The organism is Vibrio sp. VB16, from assembly GCF_015594925.2.
Taxonomy (GTDB): domain Bacteria; phylum Pseudomonadota; class Gammaproteobacteria; order Enterobacterales; family Vibrionaceae; genus Vibrio.
Genome location: NZ_CP087590.1, coordinates 1,134,816 through 1,150,761, shown reverse-complemented (window position 1 = coordinate 1,150,761; position 15,946 = coordinate 1,134,816). Strand labels below are relative to the sequence as shown.

The 15,946-nt window shown below is 39.2% G+C and carries 13 protein-coding genes; 8 read left to right on the top strand and 5 right to left on the bottom strand.

From position 1 onward, the window contains the following. Positions 1-37: 37 nt before the first annotated feature. The gene (cysB, locus tag IUZ65_RS05530) at positions 38-1,012 is read right to left on the bottom strand and encodes an HTH-type transcriptional regulator CysB (RefSeq protein ID WP_195702796.1); all 975 of its coding nucleotides are present in this window, start codon (positions 1,010-1,012) and stop codon (positions 38-40) included. Positions 1,013-1,317: 305 nt separating this feature from the next. Here cysB and IUZ65_RS05525 point away from each other — a divergent pair, with 305 nt between their 5' ends. Then, the gene (locus IUZ65_RS05525) at positions 1,318-2,079 is read left to right on the top strand and encodes a DNA repair protein (protein WP_195702795.1); all 762 of its coding nucleotides are present in this window, start codon (positions 1,318-1,320) and stop codon (positions 2,077-2,079) included. 125 nt (positions 2,080-2,204) lie between these two features. On the opposite strand, the gene IUZ65_RS05520 is transcribed toward IUZ65_RS05525, so the two are convergent. Then, positions 2,205-5,393 carry a CBM96 family carbohydrate-binding protein gene (locus tag IUZ65_RS05520; protein ID WP_195702794.1) on the bottom strand — a complete coding sequence of 1,063 codons (3,189 nt, stop codon included), beginning with the start codon at positions 5,391-5,393 and terminating at the stop codon, positions 2,205-2,207. A 362-nt stretch (positions 5,394-5,755) separates the two neighbouring features. Between IUZ65_RS05520 and murQ the strand changes: the two genes are divergently transcribed. From murQ to IUZ65_RS05490, 6 genes are all read left to right on the top strand, one after another. Then, positions 5,756-6,685, top strand: coding sequence for an N-acetylmuramic acid 6-phosphate etherase (gene murQ / locus IUZ65_RS05515; RefSeq protein ID WP_195702793.1), 930 nt, complete (start codon positions 5,756-5,758; stop codon positions 6,683-6,685). Positions 6,686-6,724: 39 nt separating this feature from the next. Then, positions 6,725-7,207: a PTS N-acetylgalactosamine transporter subunit IIB gene (gene agaV / locus IUZ65_RS05510; RefSeq protein WP_195702792.1), complete on the top strand. Its 483-nt coding sequence runs from the start codon at positions 6,725-6,727 to the stop codon at positions 7,205-7,207. A gap of 3 nt (positions 7,208-7,210) precedes the next feature. Beyond that, the gene (gene agaW, locus IUZ65_RS05505) at positions 7,211-7,984 is read left to right on the top strand and encodes a PTS N-acetylgalactosamine transporter subunit IIC (RefSeq protein ID WP_195702791.1); all 774 of its coding nucleotides are present in this window, start codon (positions 7,211-7,213) and stop codon (positions 7,982-7,984) included. A 1-nt stretch (position 7,985) separates the two neighbouring features. Continuing rightward, positions 7,986-8,825 carry a PTS system mannose/fructose/sorbose family transporter subunit IID gene (locus IUZ65_RS05500; protein WP_195702790.1) on the top strand — a complete coding sequence of 280 codons (840 nt, stop codon included), beginning with the start codon at positions 7,986-7,988 and terminating at the stop codon, positions 8,823-8,825. A 67-nt stretch (positions 8,826-8,892) separates the two neighbouring features. After that, positions 8,893-9,327, top strand: a complete 435-nt coding sequence (gene agaF, locus IUZ65_RS05495) for a PTS galactosamine/N-acetylgalactosamine transporter subunit IIA (protein WP_195702789.1) — start codon at positions 8,893-8,895, stop codon at positions 9,325-9,327. A gap of 240 nt (positions 9,328-9,567) precedes the next feature. Then, positions 9,568-10,419: a MurR/RpiR family transcriptional regulator gene (locus IUZ65_RS05490; RefSeq protein WP_195702788.1), complete on the top strand. Its 852-nt coding sequence runs from the start codon at positions 9,568-9,570 to the stop codon at positions 10,417-10,419. 452 nt (positions 10,420-10,871) lie between these two features. Here the strand turns inward: IUZ65_RS05490 and IUZ65_RS05485 are convergent, their stop codons facing one another. Next, complete coding sequence (locus tag IUZ65_RS05485) at positions 10,872-12,101, bottom strand: glycoside hydrolase family protein (protein WP_195702787.1); 1,230 nt, start codon at positions 12,099-12,101, stop codon at positions 10,872-10,874. 808 nt (positions 12,102-12,909) lie between these two features. On the opposite strand from IUZ65_RS05485, the gene miaE reads away from it, so the two are divergent. Then, complete coding sequence (gene miaE, locus IUZ65_RS05480; protein WP_195702786.1) at positions 12,910-13,677, top strand: tRNA isopentenyl-2-thiomethyl-A-37 hydroxylase MiaE; 768 nt, start codon at positions 12,910-12,912, stop codon at positions 13,675-13,677. 160 nt (positions 13,678-13,837) lie between these two features. On the opposite strand, the gene pyrF is transcribed toward miaE, so the two are convergent. After that, entirely contained in the window at positions 13,838-14,536 is a 699-nt protein-coding gene (gene pyrF, locus IUZ65_RS05475) for an orotidine-5'-phosphate decarboxylase (protein ID WP_195702785.1), read from the bottom strand. 227 nt (positions 14,537-14,763) lie between these two features. Further along, complete coding sequence (lapB, locus tag IUZ65_RS05470) at positions 14,764-15,933, bottom strand: lipopolysaccharide assembly protein LapB (protein ID WP_195702784.1); 1,170 nt, start codon at positions 15,931-15,933, stop codon at positions 14,764-14,766. Between the last annotated feature and the right edge of the window lie 13 nt (positions 15,934-15,946).

The window sequence follows — 15,946 nt, the reverse complement described above, 5'->3', positions numbered from 1 at the left end:
AAGCGAATTGTAGGAGGAATCAGATAAAAATAAATACTTACCGTATTGGTAGGTTTATATCTTTAAACATCTCTTCAATTTCGACATTATTTCTTAGTGATATAGCCTGTTCAACGACTGGGCGAGTAAGATGCGGTGCAAAACGCTCCATAAAATCAAACATGTAAGCACGTAAGAAGGTCCCACGCCTAAAACCAATACTTGTCGTACTAGACCCAAAGATATGGCTGGCATCGATAACAACTAAATCGGTATCTTGAATTTGATCAATCGCCATACTCGCGATAACACCTACACCAATGCCCATTCTAACATAAGTTTTTATGACATCAGCATCGGTTGCGGTAAAGACAATTTTAGGTGTTAGACCTGCTGTATCGAAGGCCGTGTCTAGTTCAGAACGACCTGTGAAACCAAAGACATAAGTCACAAGTGAAAAAGCAGCCAGATCTTCAATCGTCAGCGATGATTTTTGTGCTAATGGGTGATCTTTTGTCACTACAATAGATCGATTCCAATGATAACAAGGCAGCATGATGGCATCATGATAAAGGTGCAGGGCTTCTGTCGCTATAGCAAAATTGGCTGTTCCTTTCGCAACAGCCTCTGACATTTGTGAAGGTGTCCCTTGATGCATATGCAAAGAAACTTTAGGGTATCGAGCAGTAAAACCTTTGATAACATCAGGCAAGGCATAACGAGCTTGAGTATGCGTCGTTGAAATATTTAACGTACCCATTTCCGGGTTAGTGTGCTCACTCGCAACCGATTTGATACCATCTACACGTGAAAGAATTTCTCTTGAAATTCTTACAATATCGACACCAGCCGTTGTCACTTGAGTTAAGTGCTTACCACTGCGTTCAAATATTTGAATACCAAGCTCATCTTCCAGCAAACGTACTTGTTTACTAATACCGGGTTGAGAAGTATAAAGACTTTCTGCTGTCGCGGACACATTGAGATTGTGATTCACGACTTCAACAATATACCTTAGCTGCTGTAACTTCATTATGTTACCTGTATTCCTTTACCGTCTATCGTTATAATCAAAGGTTATAAATAATAGTTATAACGTTTAATCATAAAAATTGATAGTGAAAATGCATAGCGATCGAAATAATCTGTCGCAAGATTAATCGCTTAATGGTGTTATTTGCAATCAAACACACAATTTTTGGCGATATATATCGATTTTTATTACCAATCGCAAACTTAACGTTAATAATTATGTTCATCGTCAATACGACTATTGACCCCTTATAGATTAGTGTATGCTGTCTATAGTTTGATTCTCCACCTGATAGATATAAGTTTATGAATATTGGTCTAATTGTTATCCTCGTTGCAATATTGCTGATTATGGTCATCGGCTATAACGTTATGTTGCAATATAATGCAAAGATTGAGTCCTCTCGAAAGGTCGAATCATCGCGCTATCTCGCGATTATTGATGCCACCGAAGATCTTATCGGTAATGCTCATCATCTACCCTATAGCCAAGACTTATTGATCTGCCTAAACAGTCGAATTTTGGATGCATTAGAAAACATGTTTATGCTTGATCCAAAAAACAAGCAACTCGCTCAACGTATCGAGAATATTAAGCATCAAATTCAAGCATTGAGAAACAACTACACGAGTGGAGAGAGTACAAACTTCAAGGTTCCTAGTAGTGATAAACAAGCAATCGTCATGTTAAAGCTTGTTAAACGCCTAAAAGATACTATTCGAAGCGAACACAATAAAGGTCGCTTCAATACTCAAGGTTACGTCGCTGAAAACTCTCGATTGGAGACGATTCAACTGCGGATAAACATTGAGAATGTCATTAAGCGAGCCAATGAGGCCGTTGTTCGCGGCCAGACAGGAACCGCAAGACAACTACTCAACAAAGCTATCGATATTTTGATGTCTAAGAACGACGCATACTCTACTAAGGCACGCGAAAAGTTACAGGGTATGTTGAATGAGTTAGATAAAAACAAAAAAAGTCAGAATGCAAACCTTGTTGCTCAAGAAGAAAAAGAACGCGACAGCGATATGGAAGCTTTATTTGGCGAAAAGAAAAAGTGGTAATCCTTTTATTTTTATTTGAAAGGTCGCTAATGCGACCTTTTTATTAACAAAAAAAATACAAATTATATCGGTGAGTTTATTCAACAAACATCATAAGATGTCTGTTAGATTGTTTTGGCTAAAACTCAATAATGTGTACTGATTAACGTTGGTGCTTTTTCGTCACTCTCTTTACTGTAGAAAGTGGCATATTTAGTACCGCCTTCATCTACGCTATAAAGCCTGAGTGATATTTCCTGTTTGTTTTTTATAATAGCGGCTTTGACCATATCAGTAATATTTACCTTTACACTCTGATCTGTTGTTACTAAAGGAACCGAAACAACCAGCTCAGTTCCATCAACCGCACTATTGAACGTCACATTATCTTCGCTCCATTCAGAGCTAACCTGCTCAACATTAAGTGTCATTGCAGCGCCAATACCTTTTACTTGTAAATCAATTTCTACAAGACTCAATCCATCACTTTCAAGGTTACTTATTGGGAATTTAAGAAAAGTTTCACGTGTAAGGCTTGTTGAATTTGGATCCAACTTAACTATCAAACGACTATCTTGCCCGAAATTAAGATTAGCTGAACTACCACCTTGAACAAATGCGTCAGAGCTGGTTACCACCTGATTTTCTTGTGCATTGTAATCAATATTAATCACTGGAGCCGTCGCTGAACTTTCTTTACTATTAAAGGTAACCCAGTTATTAGTACCGTTATTTGCCACTCCTAGTTTCAGGCTAATTGCTGACTCACCTTGTTCTTTAGCCGTACGAATAACATCTGATAGGTCCCATTTAAATGTACCATTATCTACCAGTGCACTTGATATTTGCTCCCCGGCAGCTGGAGCTGAATTCGCAACTATGCTGAACTCATCCCATGAATTGTCATTCAATAAATAGGCAATAACGGGTTGAGGGCTACCAATATTGAACACTGATAGTTCGAGCATTGCGCTATTAAGCGCAGCAGTATTGACTGTATCGATAGGGAATTTAAGAAAAACATGACGACGGAAGGCGGAATTTGAATCTGCCTTTACCGCAAGTCTCTCAGAAGTGCCATAGTTCTCATCTGAATATCCACCATAGCGAACAAATGTATCGGCCGATGCATAAAGCTCTAAGTCATACTGAAGCTCCGTCTCCGCTATATTCAGAGCAGCCGATGATACATTCGTCGACTTATAGTCAGGCTTAGTCAATTGAATAGAAGCACTACCATGCGTATTATACAAACTTACCGAGGCCAAAGTATAAGCTTGATCCGGGTCCGCAAAATACAGTGTTGGTGTCGAAGAGCTTGCTGAGGTAACAATGAACATACCCACTTGATCGGATACCAATGTCAATTCGTCATTATTCCATTGTCCTGCTTCTCTTAACACAACCTGAAGTACATCATCTCGTTTATCATAAACCGCCAATGTATCCCCTTCTTGATAAGTATCGAATCGACTACGAGGACTTAAGTCAGCGACCGTATCAGCAGAGACTCCCGGATAAATAGCGTAACTGAATGTATCGTTGCTTGGGTAATTACCATGGTCAATCCAAGCACTAAATACGGTACCGGTTACATCTCGGTTGCTTTGAGATGAGTTAACCTTGGTCCATTGGCTCGTGCGATCTTCAACACTAACGTTGAATGTATTGCTATCCAACGGCATATAAGCGATTCCGTTGTGCAGCACATACGCCAGATTATCTCCATTATAACTGTAAGAGCCCGTTTCAATTTCATCCGAATCGCCATTTGTGAGACCAATTTTGACTTCATCGCGGAACCAACTTTGATCAAGAGAAGTGGTTACTTTACCATCTTCAGTTGCAGTCACTTCTGACGCGATAGCAATAATTACATCATCAAAGACAAAGTTTGCTTTTTTGACTACAACATCAAGTTTATTCTGACTATGAACCATTATGGCTTGGTTCCCAGTTGACATCACTCCAGAGAAATCAATCCCCCTAGCGCCGGAAGTCACACTCATTTCTTGACCTTCTCTGCCAGTCACTCCCGGAATTTTCAACCAATCCCAAAGTGGAAAAATATCAAAGTACTCATCGCCAGAAACACGTATAGAGTGAGAACCCATAGACATAAGTGAGCCCAATAAATTTTCCGCATTAATTTGCTCTATCTTCAGTGTTCGCGGCGAGTGAGTTAATGCTGAGTACTGATAAGCTTGCTCATTCTTGAGTAGGTAGTCACTGTTCCAATATGCCTTAGCACCACGGTAAGGCATTTTATCTGAGTCAACAAGGCCACTCGTCACTTGATTAACCAAATTAAAGTGCTCTGCCCTATCAGGGTTAAGCCGCGCTAATGTATAGGTAGAGAAACCTCTTCCTAAATTACCTTCACGTGATACCCCGCCACGCCCACCAGTTAAATAATCGTGGTATCGTCCTCTGAATGTAGGATAGACTCCCTGATCCATGAAGCTTTCCAATACACTTTGGCTATTTGCCGCCATTGTAAAGTAATTACGGGTGAAATTTTCAACTTGCAACGTTCGCATCACCAACACCCAACCATAAGAGTTAGTATTGAGCATTGGACCATGAGCAAAAAAACTGTTATCTGCGTTGATACCAATTCCAGAACGACCAATTTCATTAAGTGCTTCATTGACGTAATAACTTAAACGTTTTTCATTATTTCTTACAACGCCGCTATACATATTAGCAATAGAAATATCAATCGCATTCGCCCCTCTACCATAACTCCAATGGCTACGAACATTGAGATATTTAGCATCCACTAAGGCTTGATAATCCGCTTGATTAACTGGGATATTCTTAGCTTTAATATAAACCAATAACTCTCCAACACGTTGAGGAATACCAATATAATTAAACCACCAACCACTGTGCGAGTATTCTGCTTGCGCAAAAGACTTCATGCCTGATGAAAGAACCGACAATATAGCTGGGTTATTATTTTCAATAGATCTCACGTTGGTATAACTTCGCGCTAGCATTAACAAACGATCAAGATGGTCTGTTACCGAAAATGCAGCTGAAGTGGAATAGGTATAATCAATATCTGACCATTTCCCGGTTTCAGGGTCAAACAAACCGCCTTTAGATATAGGCACTATCCATGCACTCACATCTGTCGTACTACTATGGGTTTTGTCGATGTAATCGGCCATCTCTAATGCAATACCATCTATTACACTATTGCCTACGACCTCTGCATTTTTTTCTGGAATAACCGAGCTTACGCTCATACTCGCTATTGATACTGGAGTAACCAAAGCCCCGAGCATCATTGCTAGTATACTCTGTTGTAATACACTTCTTATTTTCATGCTTTACTACCTTAACCCTATTTGGGATAAAAGGAATAGACGTTAATCTCCAGAAATTGGCTGCGCATCAATAGAGCCCCCCTATCAGCAATCTATGAAAATCTACTTTTGAGTTGTGCGATATTTACAGCAGCAAATAAATTAAGTCTGTTGATAGAACTCAAGACATTCATTTACAAATCGTATGCAACCATTCTCTTTTTATGTAGCCAAAGTACTATTGTCAATATAATATATGTATTTACGTTACATTACTCTCATTTTTGTCAATATTTTACAAAAAGTACTTTCATTACATTTATCGAATGAATTAAAGTACTGTCATTACGATTGGTTTGGGTTTATTTATAAGGAAGCTTTTTATGCGCGACAAAAATATTGATGCATTGATACAAAATGAAGTCAATACACGAGATTTCGACCTTTCTCAAAAAAGTACAATACAAATTTTAAATAAAATAAATGATAACGATAAGACTGTTGCATGTGTTATTGAACAACATCTTCATATGGTAGAAAAAGCCGTAAACGCAATTTGTGTTCAACTTCTCAATGGTGGTCGCATTTTTTATGTCGGCGCCGGCACGAGTGGTCGCCTGGCCGTTCTGGATAGTGCTGAATGTCCCCCTACGTTTGGTACTAGCCCAGAACTGGTTCAGTCGATTATTGCAGGTGGTTTAGACGCGATGTTAGCTGCAGTAGAAAGTGTTGAAGATAGCGAAACCCTGTCTGTTTGCGCATTGCAAGAACGCAATATGACCAATAAAGATGTAGTGATTGGTATCTCTGCGAGTGGCCGAACACCATTCGCACTTTCAGCATTGAAGTACGCCAATCGCATGGGATGTTTGACGATCGCAATTTGCACACGCGGGCCGTGTGAAATGGAACGTGAGGCCACAATCGCTATTACGCCAGATGTAGGTGCAGAAATCCTCACGGGCTCCTCCCGAATGAAGAGTGGTACCGCTCAAAAAATGTTACTTGGTATGATAAGTACTACAACCATGATTCGTCTTGGTAAAGTTTATAACAATCAGATGATTGATCTGGTCGCAAACAACGAAAAACTAATCTATCGTGCCGAAAATATCGTCGCATCAATTTGTGAAATATCTTTAGAAAAAGCGAGAGAATTCCTCGAAAAATCACAATATAAACCGAGAATAGCCGCACTAATGTGCTTAGGGGAGCTTTCTTATCTACAAGCTTTAACATGTGTAAAAAGTGAATTTGAAACATTTGATGAGCAACTATTAAACGTAAAACAATTATTAAAAGCCAAGCAGTAATTTAACCAATAACCTAAACATGGAAAGAGAGAACAACAAATGGGCATCAATTTAACGCGAGTCGATAATCGATTGTTGCATGGGCAGGTTGCAGTAGCCTGGAGTCATCATGCTGAAGCAAACCTAATCGTTATCGTAAATGACGACGTAGCAGAAGACCAAATGCAACAAGACTTAATGACAATGTCGGCTGGTAATATGGGAGTACGGTTTTTCTCCGTACAAAAAACAGTCGATATTATCCACAAAGCCTCTCCCGAACAAAAAATCATGTTGGTTGTAAGAACACCACAAGATGTGGTGCGACTTGTTGAAGGAGGAGTACCTTTAAACGATATCAACATAGGTAACATGCACTTCTCTGAAGGAAAGAAACAGATCCACATCACGGTATCTGTTGATGATGAAGACATGCAGGCATTTGAACGCCTGCGAGAACTTGGTGTGCGTTTTGCGATTCAGCGAATGCCCCATGAGGATAAACTAGATATATTTCAATTACATGATGCATATAAGGGATAGCAAATGTTTGAACTAATTTTAATTGGGTTGTGGGCTGCTATTGCAGGTGTCGACTTTTATAGCGGTCAATTTTACATTGGGCGTCCTATTGTAACAGGCCCGGTTGTAGGGCTCATTATGGGCGATTATCAGACTGGATTAGCCGTAGGTGCGGCTTTGGAATTGGCTTGGCTTGGTTTAGTACCAATCGCTGGTGCACAACCACCAAACGTAACCATTGGCGCTGTAGTCGGTACTGCATTTGCTATAAAAGGTGGATTTTCTCCAGAAGTTGTCGTTGGTATTGCTCTTCCATTCGCAATCTTAATGCAGCAACTGATTGTACTTCAATTTACTGTCTTCTCAGGCTTAATGCACAAGGCAGACGATCTAGCAGCTCAAGGGGATGATAAAGGCATAGCACGTATTAACTACCTTGGAATGCTCTCTTTAGGTGTACTTTACTTTGTCACAGCGGCGTTGCCGGTTTATTTTGGCGAAGAAGTGGCCAATGCCATTATTCAATACGTACCTGCAGGTATTATTACAGGTTTGAAAATTGCTGGTGGTCTTATGCCTGCTCTTGGTTTCGCTATGCTTATGAAAGTCATGTTCAAAAAAGCGTTCATTCCGTATTTCATCGCTGGCTTTGCCGCCATGACATATCTAAACCTTCCGGTTCTAGCTATTGCTATTTTTGCCACGTGTATTGCTGTTATCGATTATATGACTCGTCAAAAAATCGGAGAAAACAAATCAGTTACTGTACCAAACCAGAACCAAGGTGGAGGAATTTAATATGACGGAACAACTAACTCAAAATGCTCAGGTTGATGAACACGAAAGTGCCGACACGACGAATACTCTACCAAAAAAAGTAGTGCGTAAAATATTATTACGTCAATTATTCATTCAGGCTTCATTCAACTATGAACGTATGCAAGCATGTGGGTTTTTGTGGGCTATTTCTCCAGGATTGAAACATATTCATAAAGAGAAGGATAAACTTGGCGAATCAATGCGCAGCCATATGGATTTTTTCAACTCACATACTTACTTAGTGACCTTCATTCTTGGTGTGGTATTAGCCATGGAACAAGGTAAGCAAAAAGCGGAGACAATTCGCGCGTTTAAAGTTGCAGCAATGGGTCCAATTGCAGGAATTGGCGACGCTATGTTTAACTTAACGCTCAAACCAATCAGTGCTGCAATTGCCGCCTCATTGGCATTGGATAACGTAGCTTTAGCACCTGTTTTCTATCTCTTATTATTAAATGTTACCCGTCTGAGTGTTCAGATACCGTTATTTAAGTATGGATATAACACAGGACTAAAAGCATTAGAGAAAATGAAAGACCATACGGTTGCGATGGCTCGTTCTGCTACCATCATAGGTATTATGGTTATCGGAGCAATGTCGGCTCAATTTGTTAAGCTAAACGTTGTTGCAACAATAGGTTATGCCGATACTACATTCAATATTCAAACCGATTTATTAGATAAGATAGTACCCAATATCTTACCATTGATGTTTGTAATATTAACGTATCGCTTACTAATGAAGGGCATATCCCCTACTAAGATCATTTTCCTCATGATTCTGTTCGGTATTGGTGGTCATTATATTGGACTTCTCTAGGCCATTTTAAACTCATGCGGGATCTTAAATCCCGCATTATTAATACAACCAAATAAAGGAACATAAAATGATTGCTGTGATTCTTGTCGGCCATGGACGCTTTGGCTCAGGGCTAGGCTGTGCGGTAGAACAGATTATTGGAGCTCAGGACAACTTTACTACCATCGATTTCGTTGAAGGCATTTCTGTGGCTGACTTAGAAGCCATGATGTTACAAGCCCTCGAACAACTCTCTACCGAAGAAGGCGTCGTTTTTCTTACTGACTTACTTGGCGGTAGTCCATTCCGAGTTGCTTCTCAAATTGCTTTGCAGCGCAAGAATGTTGAAGTTATCTCTGGTACCAATTTACAGCTTTGTGTTGAGATGCTACTTGACAGAGATGAAATGGAACTTAACGAATTTTGTCAAACGGCTATTACCTGTGGACGCAATGGCCTGACTCGTCTTTCAGATGAGCTTAAAAATACGTCCCAGGCAACTTCCTCTGATGATGGCATTTAGTTTCATTTTATCAAGATAATACCATTACTGTATGTTTTATTAATACTCATTCTCTTTCTTGGTTTCATCCCTAGTTATAATAATGTCATTGATAAGCCCTATACTTATCTTGTATTCTTAGCCATAGTAGTTGAGTAACTATATGAAACCAAATTGTGATATATTTAAATATGTTAAGCACAATATGTATTGGTATAACAATTATGATACTACTCAACGTATTTGATAAATAGGCGTCATATGTCAGATCTTATTCCTAGGTTAGAAATGCTCTCAGTTCATGGCAGTGAATCAGAAAAAAAAATTTCTGGGTTTCTGATTAATGACAAAGAACACAACATTACGACACTTAGTGCCGTAGCGTTAGGCAAGCAATGTGGTGTCAGCAATGCATCTGTGATTCGTTTTGCTCAAAGCCTCAACTATAAAGGTTATTCTGAATTTAAACTTGAATACCTAGCAATACAAAAACAAAGCACCCTAGAAACTATCTACGATGATGTCCGTCTTGAAGACTCGGTTGTAGAAATAATCAAGAAAGCAGAATATTTATTTAGCCAAAATATCGAAAATTCCATAAATCTAGTCGATCCTGAAACGCTCGACCAACTTGCTCATGTTATTAGCAAAGCAGACAAAATTGCGCTTTTTGGTGTTGGTTCTTCAGGAATAGTGGCATCAGACGCATACCAAAAGCTCATTCGAATTAACAAGAATGTATTATTTAACGCAGATACCCATGTCCAACGCGCTTATGCGAGTATGTTAACTGAAAATGATCTGGCTTTGGCCTTTACTACAAGAGGGAATACAAAAGAAGTCAATCAAGCACTAGATATTGCCCAACAAGCGAATTGTACCATTGCTGCTATCACACGCTACGGTAAAACACCCACAAGTAAATTAGCAGATTTAACTCTGCCATTTGCTTATAAAGAGCGTCATCATGAGTTAGGAATGATAACCCCTCAGCTGTCTCAGATGATGTTATTTGATATTCTTTATTTTCGCATTACCGCGTTATTAGGGGATGCCGCTCTATCTTCACTAAAACGAATTCGTGGCAATTTTGTGAACCTCAATAAGAGTTAGTCTCACATTAGAGGCCGTTGATTAAACGAGCAACAAGTATTTCTCAATATAGCATTTATAACACCAAACAGGCCAGCTAGACTTATATTCGAGAAAAATCATTGACTGACTAATGAAGAAATGTCCGTTAAAGGTACCGTTCTTAATGCTCGACTCATAGCCGTTATAACGATGTAGATCTGTAAAAAATATTATTATACACTCCGATCAATATTTTCAATACAGTAACCGCCAATTAGCAGAAGTTCAATCAAGCACGTAAATTAGTGCCTAATATGGACCGTTATGGAGATGATCGGGACCACGATATTGTGGCGTTATTCTTTAGCAAAAGAAGAAAAGAAAAATCAAATAAGATACCACCCAAAATTGGTGTTTAATTAATTTCTCTCTTAAGAAGAGAAGGCACCTTCGGCAGAACTTATTAGATCTTTCAATTCATATATAGAGACCTATTCTGAAACCACTTTTAATGGAATTTGCACATTGAAAGATGATCCGTCTTTCCTGACATTAACATTTGTAATTGCACCTGCTGCATACAATACTCGTGGATTGCCATCAGGCCCAATCAAAAGTTGTGGCCTCTCTAAGCGGTCCATTGAAATGTGTTCTCCACTTTTTAATGTCACTTCTTTCTTCATAAATAGTGGATTTTGTGTTTTCTCCCAATCCAGTCCATTTTCTGACCACATCATCGCGAGACCTGGTTTACCGTCTGTAAACTTACCTGTAAAGTCTTTAAATATAGCATAAAATTTATTATGTTTCGGATGATACCAAACATAAGGATCTTCAGCTGCTGCAAAAGAACCATCGTCCATCATTAATTCAAAAACAAATCTATCCAATGTAGTAAAAGGCCCCGTTGGTGAGTCTGATATTGCAACTCCATGAACCCCTTTCCATTCTGGATCATATATATTCCCTTTGAAATAGAGCAAGTACTTTCCATCTGAAGGCCGTTGAACTACTGATGGATTTACGACTACAAGATTATCTGGTTTAGCTTCTGTACCAAAAGGAGAAGGATCAACTACTTTATCTTTTTTTACACGAGTTCTTGGAACGAGAATAGGATCAGAAGGTCGTTCAAAAGATCCATCCAATATTTGGTCAAAACTGTCAAATGTTATCACCCCAATTTTTTGCAGCTGTTGTACACGATTTCTTTTGTTTACCAATTCTCCCGTCGATCCTTGAGCTTGTTTACCAGGGTCCCGTGATCCGATGTAATATAAATAGTACTTGTCACCGAACTTCTGAATATGAGGGTTGTGCGTCATTTGGGCGTCCCATGCGCCTGGATTTCCTTCCAACATTCTGCCGGGAAGGAATATTTTCTTTGTCTTAAAGCCACGATCCGGGAACTCAGAGACAGCATAAGCAATCTTGGAATACTGCACCCAAGAATCCGAAAACTGAGGGATATTTTTGCCTGCTTCCCAAGTGGAATAAAACATATGGTATTGACCATCGTCCCCTTTGATAACACTGCCTCCCCAGACAAATCTTTTATGATCATTTAGGATAGAGGGACCTTGTAGTATCGGGCCCGCTACTAAAGCATCAATTGCTTGTGCTTCTATCTTCAGCATTTCTTGCTTTTCATTTGTAGTTGCATTTACATTAAATACACCAGAAAGTGCAGTTATAATTATGAATATATATCGTTTTTTCATCTTCTAATTTCTCGTATTTTGTAGTCTTTGATATAGCTCAGTTATGAGAAAAACAAATCTACATTGAGTAAATTTTTATTGATGAGTACCCTGAAGAACACCTTCCACCTTATATTTCGGTGGATTATGCTGTCATTTATCATTCAGTTCGTTAACTAACTTAGTTCACCCATCAACATGACTTTAACAGATTCATTTAGCTTCTTTTTTGCAAAGCATCTATTCTTTAGTTACACCAACACTCTTAACAATGTAACGTTAGTACTGTAATAGATCATCACTATGTAATGAAAGAACTCTATTGACTCTATTGATAAAAATGTGACACGTCGCATAGTATGAAATAAATATGGTGTAAGAGGTAAAGCAAAAAATGTTGAATGTCATCTTCATTCTATGAAGGTTTTTTATTCTAATAATTAAAAGTCGACATTATTTTCTTGTAAAAATGTACGCAATATTAAACTAATGGATATTTGATCGATAGTAGCTAGGTTTTATAAAGATATTCTTCCACAGTTCAATAATTTTCACCCTAAACTATCAACATTTCTTTTGTTTGACTTCAGGGTGGACATATAGAAATATAGTTAATTGAATAATTATTTATAGCTTTACGCAGAATAATGTAAAATAGTCTACTCTAAATTCAGTCTACGCAGGGATAGCGAGACCATAATAGGTTAAAATTTCTTAAAAACATTTATGTGATTACAAATATACTCTTTCAAACATTATATAGAATCTATAAAGATGATATTTCCGTGCTAACATCGTCTTTACGGATCAAGTCAACAGAATAATAACGATGCATCAAAAACTCTTAGCGCCAATTAACTCCTTTTTGAAATGTTCAACTCCTGACGCGTGGATTGATAAAGCAAGTAAGCCAGAAAACTTGCCAATCATTCTACGGGACCATCTGCTATGTGAATTAAAAGCCGGCCAATCGGCTATGTACCTGATACGAAAATACGCAGTTGATAGCCAAAGCGCAGCAACTTTACTTGAGTGGTTTAAGCCTTATGAAGATATCGCTTACCGCAAGATCGGTAATTCAACAACACTCAAAGGCGTGAATACGGTCACTAAAGCGATTATGGCTAAGTCAGATTCACCCTATAGCCAAAACCTAATCGACAAAATGGTCATGCTGATTAAAGAAGAATTACATCACTTTTATCAAGTCTTAGAGATCCTGGAGTCTAGAGGGATTGAATATGAGAGTATCAGGCCGAGTCGATACGCTAAAGGCCTATTATCAAAGGTGAAAACTTACGAACCCGATACCCTTATCGACAAATTAATTATCGGCGCTTACATTGAAGCGCGATCTTGCGAACGATTTGCGAAACTGGCTCCTTACCTTGACGAAGATTTGGAAAAATTTTATATCTCCCTGTTACGTTCTGAGGCACGCCACTACCAAGATTATCTTGCGTTAGCCGAACAAATTGCAGGAAGAGATATCTCCGAACGAGTGAAAGAATTGGGCGTGATCGAAGCGGAGCTCATCTCCTCACCAGACAATGATTTTAAATTCCATAGCGGAAGACCGGTGGGTCTTGAGTCTTGAGTCTTGAGTCTTGAGTCTTGAGTCTTCGAAAATGATATTTTAAATATGATCGTCAACAAGACCCTTCAAGATTTAAGAAGCAAGGCGTTAAAACGCGAACCTCTTTCAATAGTCAGAAACTAAAGGCGCTCAGATTCAAAAACTAAGCGCCCGTATTTATTTAACCATTCAGACTGTTATTTATTTCTGTAAGCACAAATGCTGGGTCTTTTGCCTGTGTAATAGGCCTGCCTATTACTAAATAGTCAGAGCCTGCTTTAACTGCTTCTGACGGCGTCATAATGCGCTTTTGATCACCAACTTCACTACCAACAGGTCGGATTCCAGGCGTAACTAAAGTAAATTCATCGCCCAGACTAGATTTAAGCATTGACGATTCTTGAGCCGAACACACCACGCCATCCAAACCGCTATTTTGAGTTAATAGTGCAAGGCGTTTCACCTGTTGCTGTGGTTCCATGTCTAATCCGATGCCTGCGAGGTCAGAACGCTCCATACTGGTTAGTACGGTGACACCAATGAGCAAAGGTCTTTCTTTCCCGTAAGGCTCTAATATCTCTCGAGAAGCCGCCATCATCTTCTCTCCACCACTAGCGTGTACATTAACCATCCAGATACCCAGCTCAGCCGCTGCTCTTACTGCTTTTGAGCAGGTATTAGGAATATCGTGAAATTTGAGGTCAAGAAATACAGAGAAATTACGTTTATGCAGTTCTTGTACAAATTGTGGACCATAGAGAGTAAACATTTCTTTGCCTACCTTAAGACGACAAGAATTGGGATCGATTTTATCAACAAAGGCTAACGCATCCGCTTGATTATCATAATCCAGAGCCACAATAACTTTTTGATCCAACATTTTCTCTCCTAACTAATATTCAAAAAAAACCTCCAATTTGGAGGTAATAGCAATCACATTATTTTTGTGATTAAAATGAATTCGATTCCGTAAACCGCTTAAGACATCAAATTCTGTCATCCTCACGAAAGTGGGGATCTAATCCCACACAGATTCCCGTTTTCACGGGAATGACGATGAATGCTTTTTCTTAAATAACGAAAACTGCATCAATATCATCGGTTTCATTATTCCCCATCAAGTCCACGAATTGGCTTAATGGTCCCCCAACCTTTACATGATGGACAGTGCCAATAAAGTGAATGGGTTGAAAATCCACATTTTCTGCAGCGATAATGCGGCTTTGTTTTAAGTTGCTCGCCGACAAGCGACCGTAGCGTCGTTAAACTTTCTTTAGCTCGTCCTTCTTCAGCTTCGGCTAAATGGTAATCCATTAGGCGATGAAAGCCCTTCATCGTTGGATTTCGAAGTAGTTGCCGGGTTAACAATGTCTGAGCAGAAGCAAAGCCTTCATGATGTGCGACCAGTTGTGCCAACATCAGTTCCGCCGAAACTCCTGCCTTCTTATCTATACACTTGCGCAGAAACTCAACCAGTTGCTCTTCTTGGCCAATATGGTGATAGCACTCAGCCAACGTTTCAAGCACTTCGCTTATAAAGTCAGTATCTTGATCTAGCACCATTTCCATATATTTGATAGTGCCTTTATAATCTTCATTCTCAAGATATATTTTACCCAAAGAAATGCTTGCTCTTACGCATTTAGGATCTTCAGATAGCGCTCTTTTAAAATAGAGTATCGATTTAGCTGTATTGCTTTCCAATTGTTCTAACAGTGCCAATTCACACCAAAAATGGGCAATATTTGCTGTTATGCGTTTGCGGCCAAGTTTCACTAATGCCGTTGCATATTTGATTGCACTATTCCACTCTCGTGTCTGTTGATAGATGCTCACCAATTGAGTCAACGCGGCTTCTTTATGAGAAGGCTCGTCAACTAATTGTTCAAATATTTTTTCGGCCCGATCTAAGAAACCGGAAACCATGTAATCTTTTGCCAATTGTTGTAATGCAAGATTTTTTTGATCTATAGAGAGGTTCTTTCTTGAAATAAGATTTTGGTGAATTCGTATAGCTCGATCAACTTCCCCACGAGATCGGAACAGGTTTCCGAGGGCTAAGTGAGTATCAATGGTTTCTGCATCAACTTGAAGTAATTCAATAAAGTGATCGACCGCTTTATCTGATTGATCAGACAATAGCAGGTTCAAACCCGTAACGTATTGCCGGGAAATTTGATGGGACTGTTCTTGTTTATCTTGCCGTGCGCTTCGGTTGCCCATGTACCAACCATAGGCTGCCGCAATTGGCAATAATAAAAAGAGTAGTTCAAGCATGGATGCTTACCGC

What these genes read in the sequence shown, in the direction of transcription:
- cysB (WP_195702796.1), bottom strand. Translation starts at nt 1,012, where the DNA reads ATGAAGTTACAGCAGCTAAGGTATATTGTTGAAGTCGTGAATCACAAT.
- IUZ65_RS05525 (WP_195702795.1), top strand. Translation starts at nt 1,318, where the DNA reads ATGAATATTGGTCTAATTGTTATCCTCGTTGCAATATTGCTGATTATG.
- IUZ65_RS05520 (WP_195702794.1), bottom strand. Translation starts at nt 5,393, where the DNA reads ATGAAAATAAGAAGTGTATTACAACAGAGTATACTAGCAATGATGCTC.
- murQ (WP_195702793.1), top strand. Translation starts at nt 5,756, where the DNA reads ATGCGCGACAAAAATATTGATGCATTGATACAAAATGAAGTCAATACA.
- agaV (WP_195702792.1), top strand. Translation starts at nt 6,725, where the DNA reads ATGGGCATCAATTTAACGCGAGTCGATAATCGATTGTTGCATGGGCAG.
- agaW (WP_195702791.1), top strand. Translation starts at nt 7,211, where the DNA reads ATGTTTGAACTAATTTTAATTGGGTTGTGGGCTGCTATTGCAGGTGTC.
- IUZ65_RS05500 (WP_195702790.1), top strand. Translation starts at nt 7,986, where the DNA reads ATGACGGAACAACTAACTCAAAATGCTCAGGTTGATGAACACGAAAGT.
- agaF (WP_195702789.1), top strand. Translation starts at nt 8,893, where the DNA reads ATGATTGCTGTGATTCTTGTCGGCCATGGACGCTTTGGCTCAGGGCTA.
- IUZ65_RS05490 (WP_195702788.1), top strand. Translation starts at nt 9,568, where the DNA reads ATGTCAGATCTTATTCCTAGGTTAGAAATGCTCTCAGTTCATGGCAGT.
- IUZ65_RS05485 (WP_195702787.1), bottom strand. Translation starts at nt 12,101, where the DNA reads ATGAAAAAACGATATATATTCATAATTATAACTGCACTTTCTGGTGTA.
- miaE (WP_195702786.1), top strand. Translation starts at nt 12,910, where the DNA reads ATGCATCAAAAACTCTTAGCGCCAATTAACTCCTTTTTGAAATGTTCA.
- pyrF (WP_195702785.1), bottom strand. Translation starts at nt 14,536, where the DNA reads ATGTTGGATCAAAAAGTTATTGTGGCTCTGGATTATGATAATCAAGCG.
- lapB (WP_195702784.1), bottom strand. Translation starts at nt 15,933, where the DNA reads ATGCTTGAACTACTCTTTTTATTATTGCCAATTGCGGCAGCCTATGGT.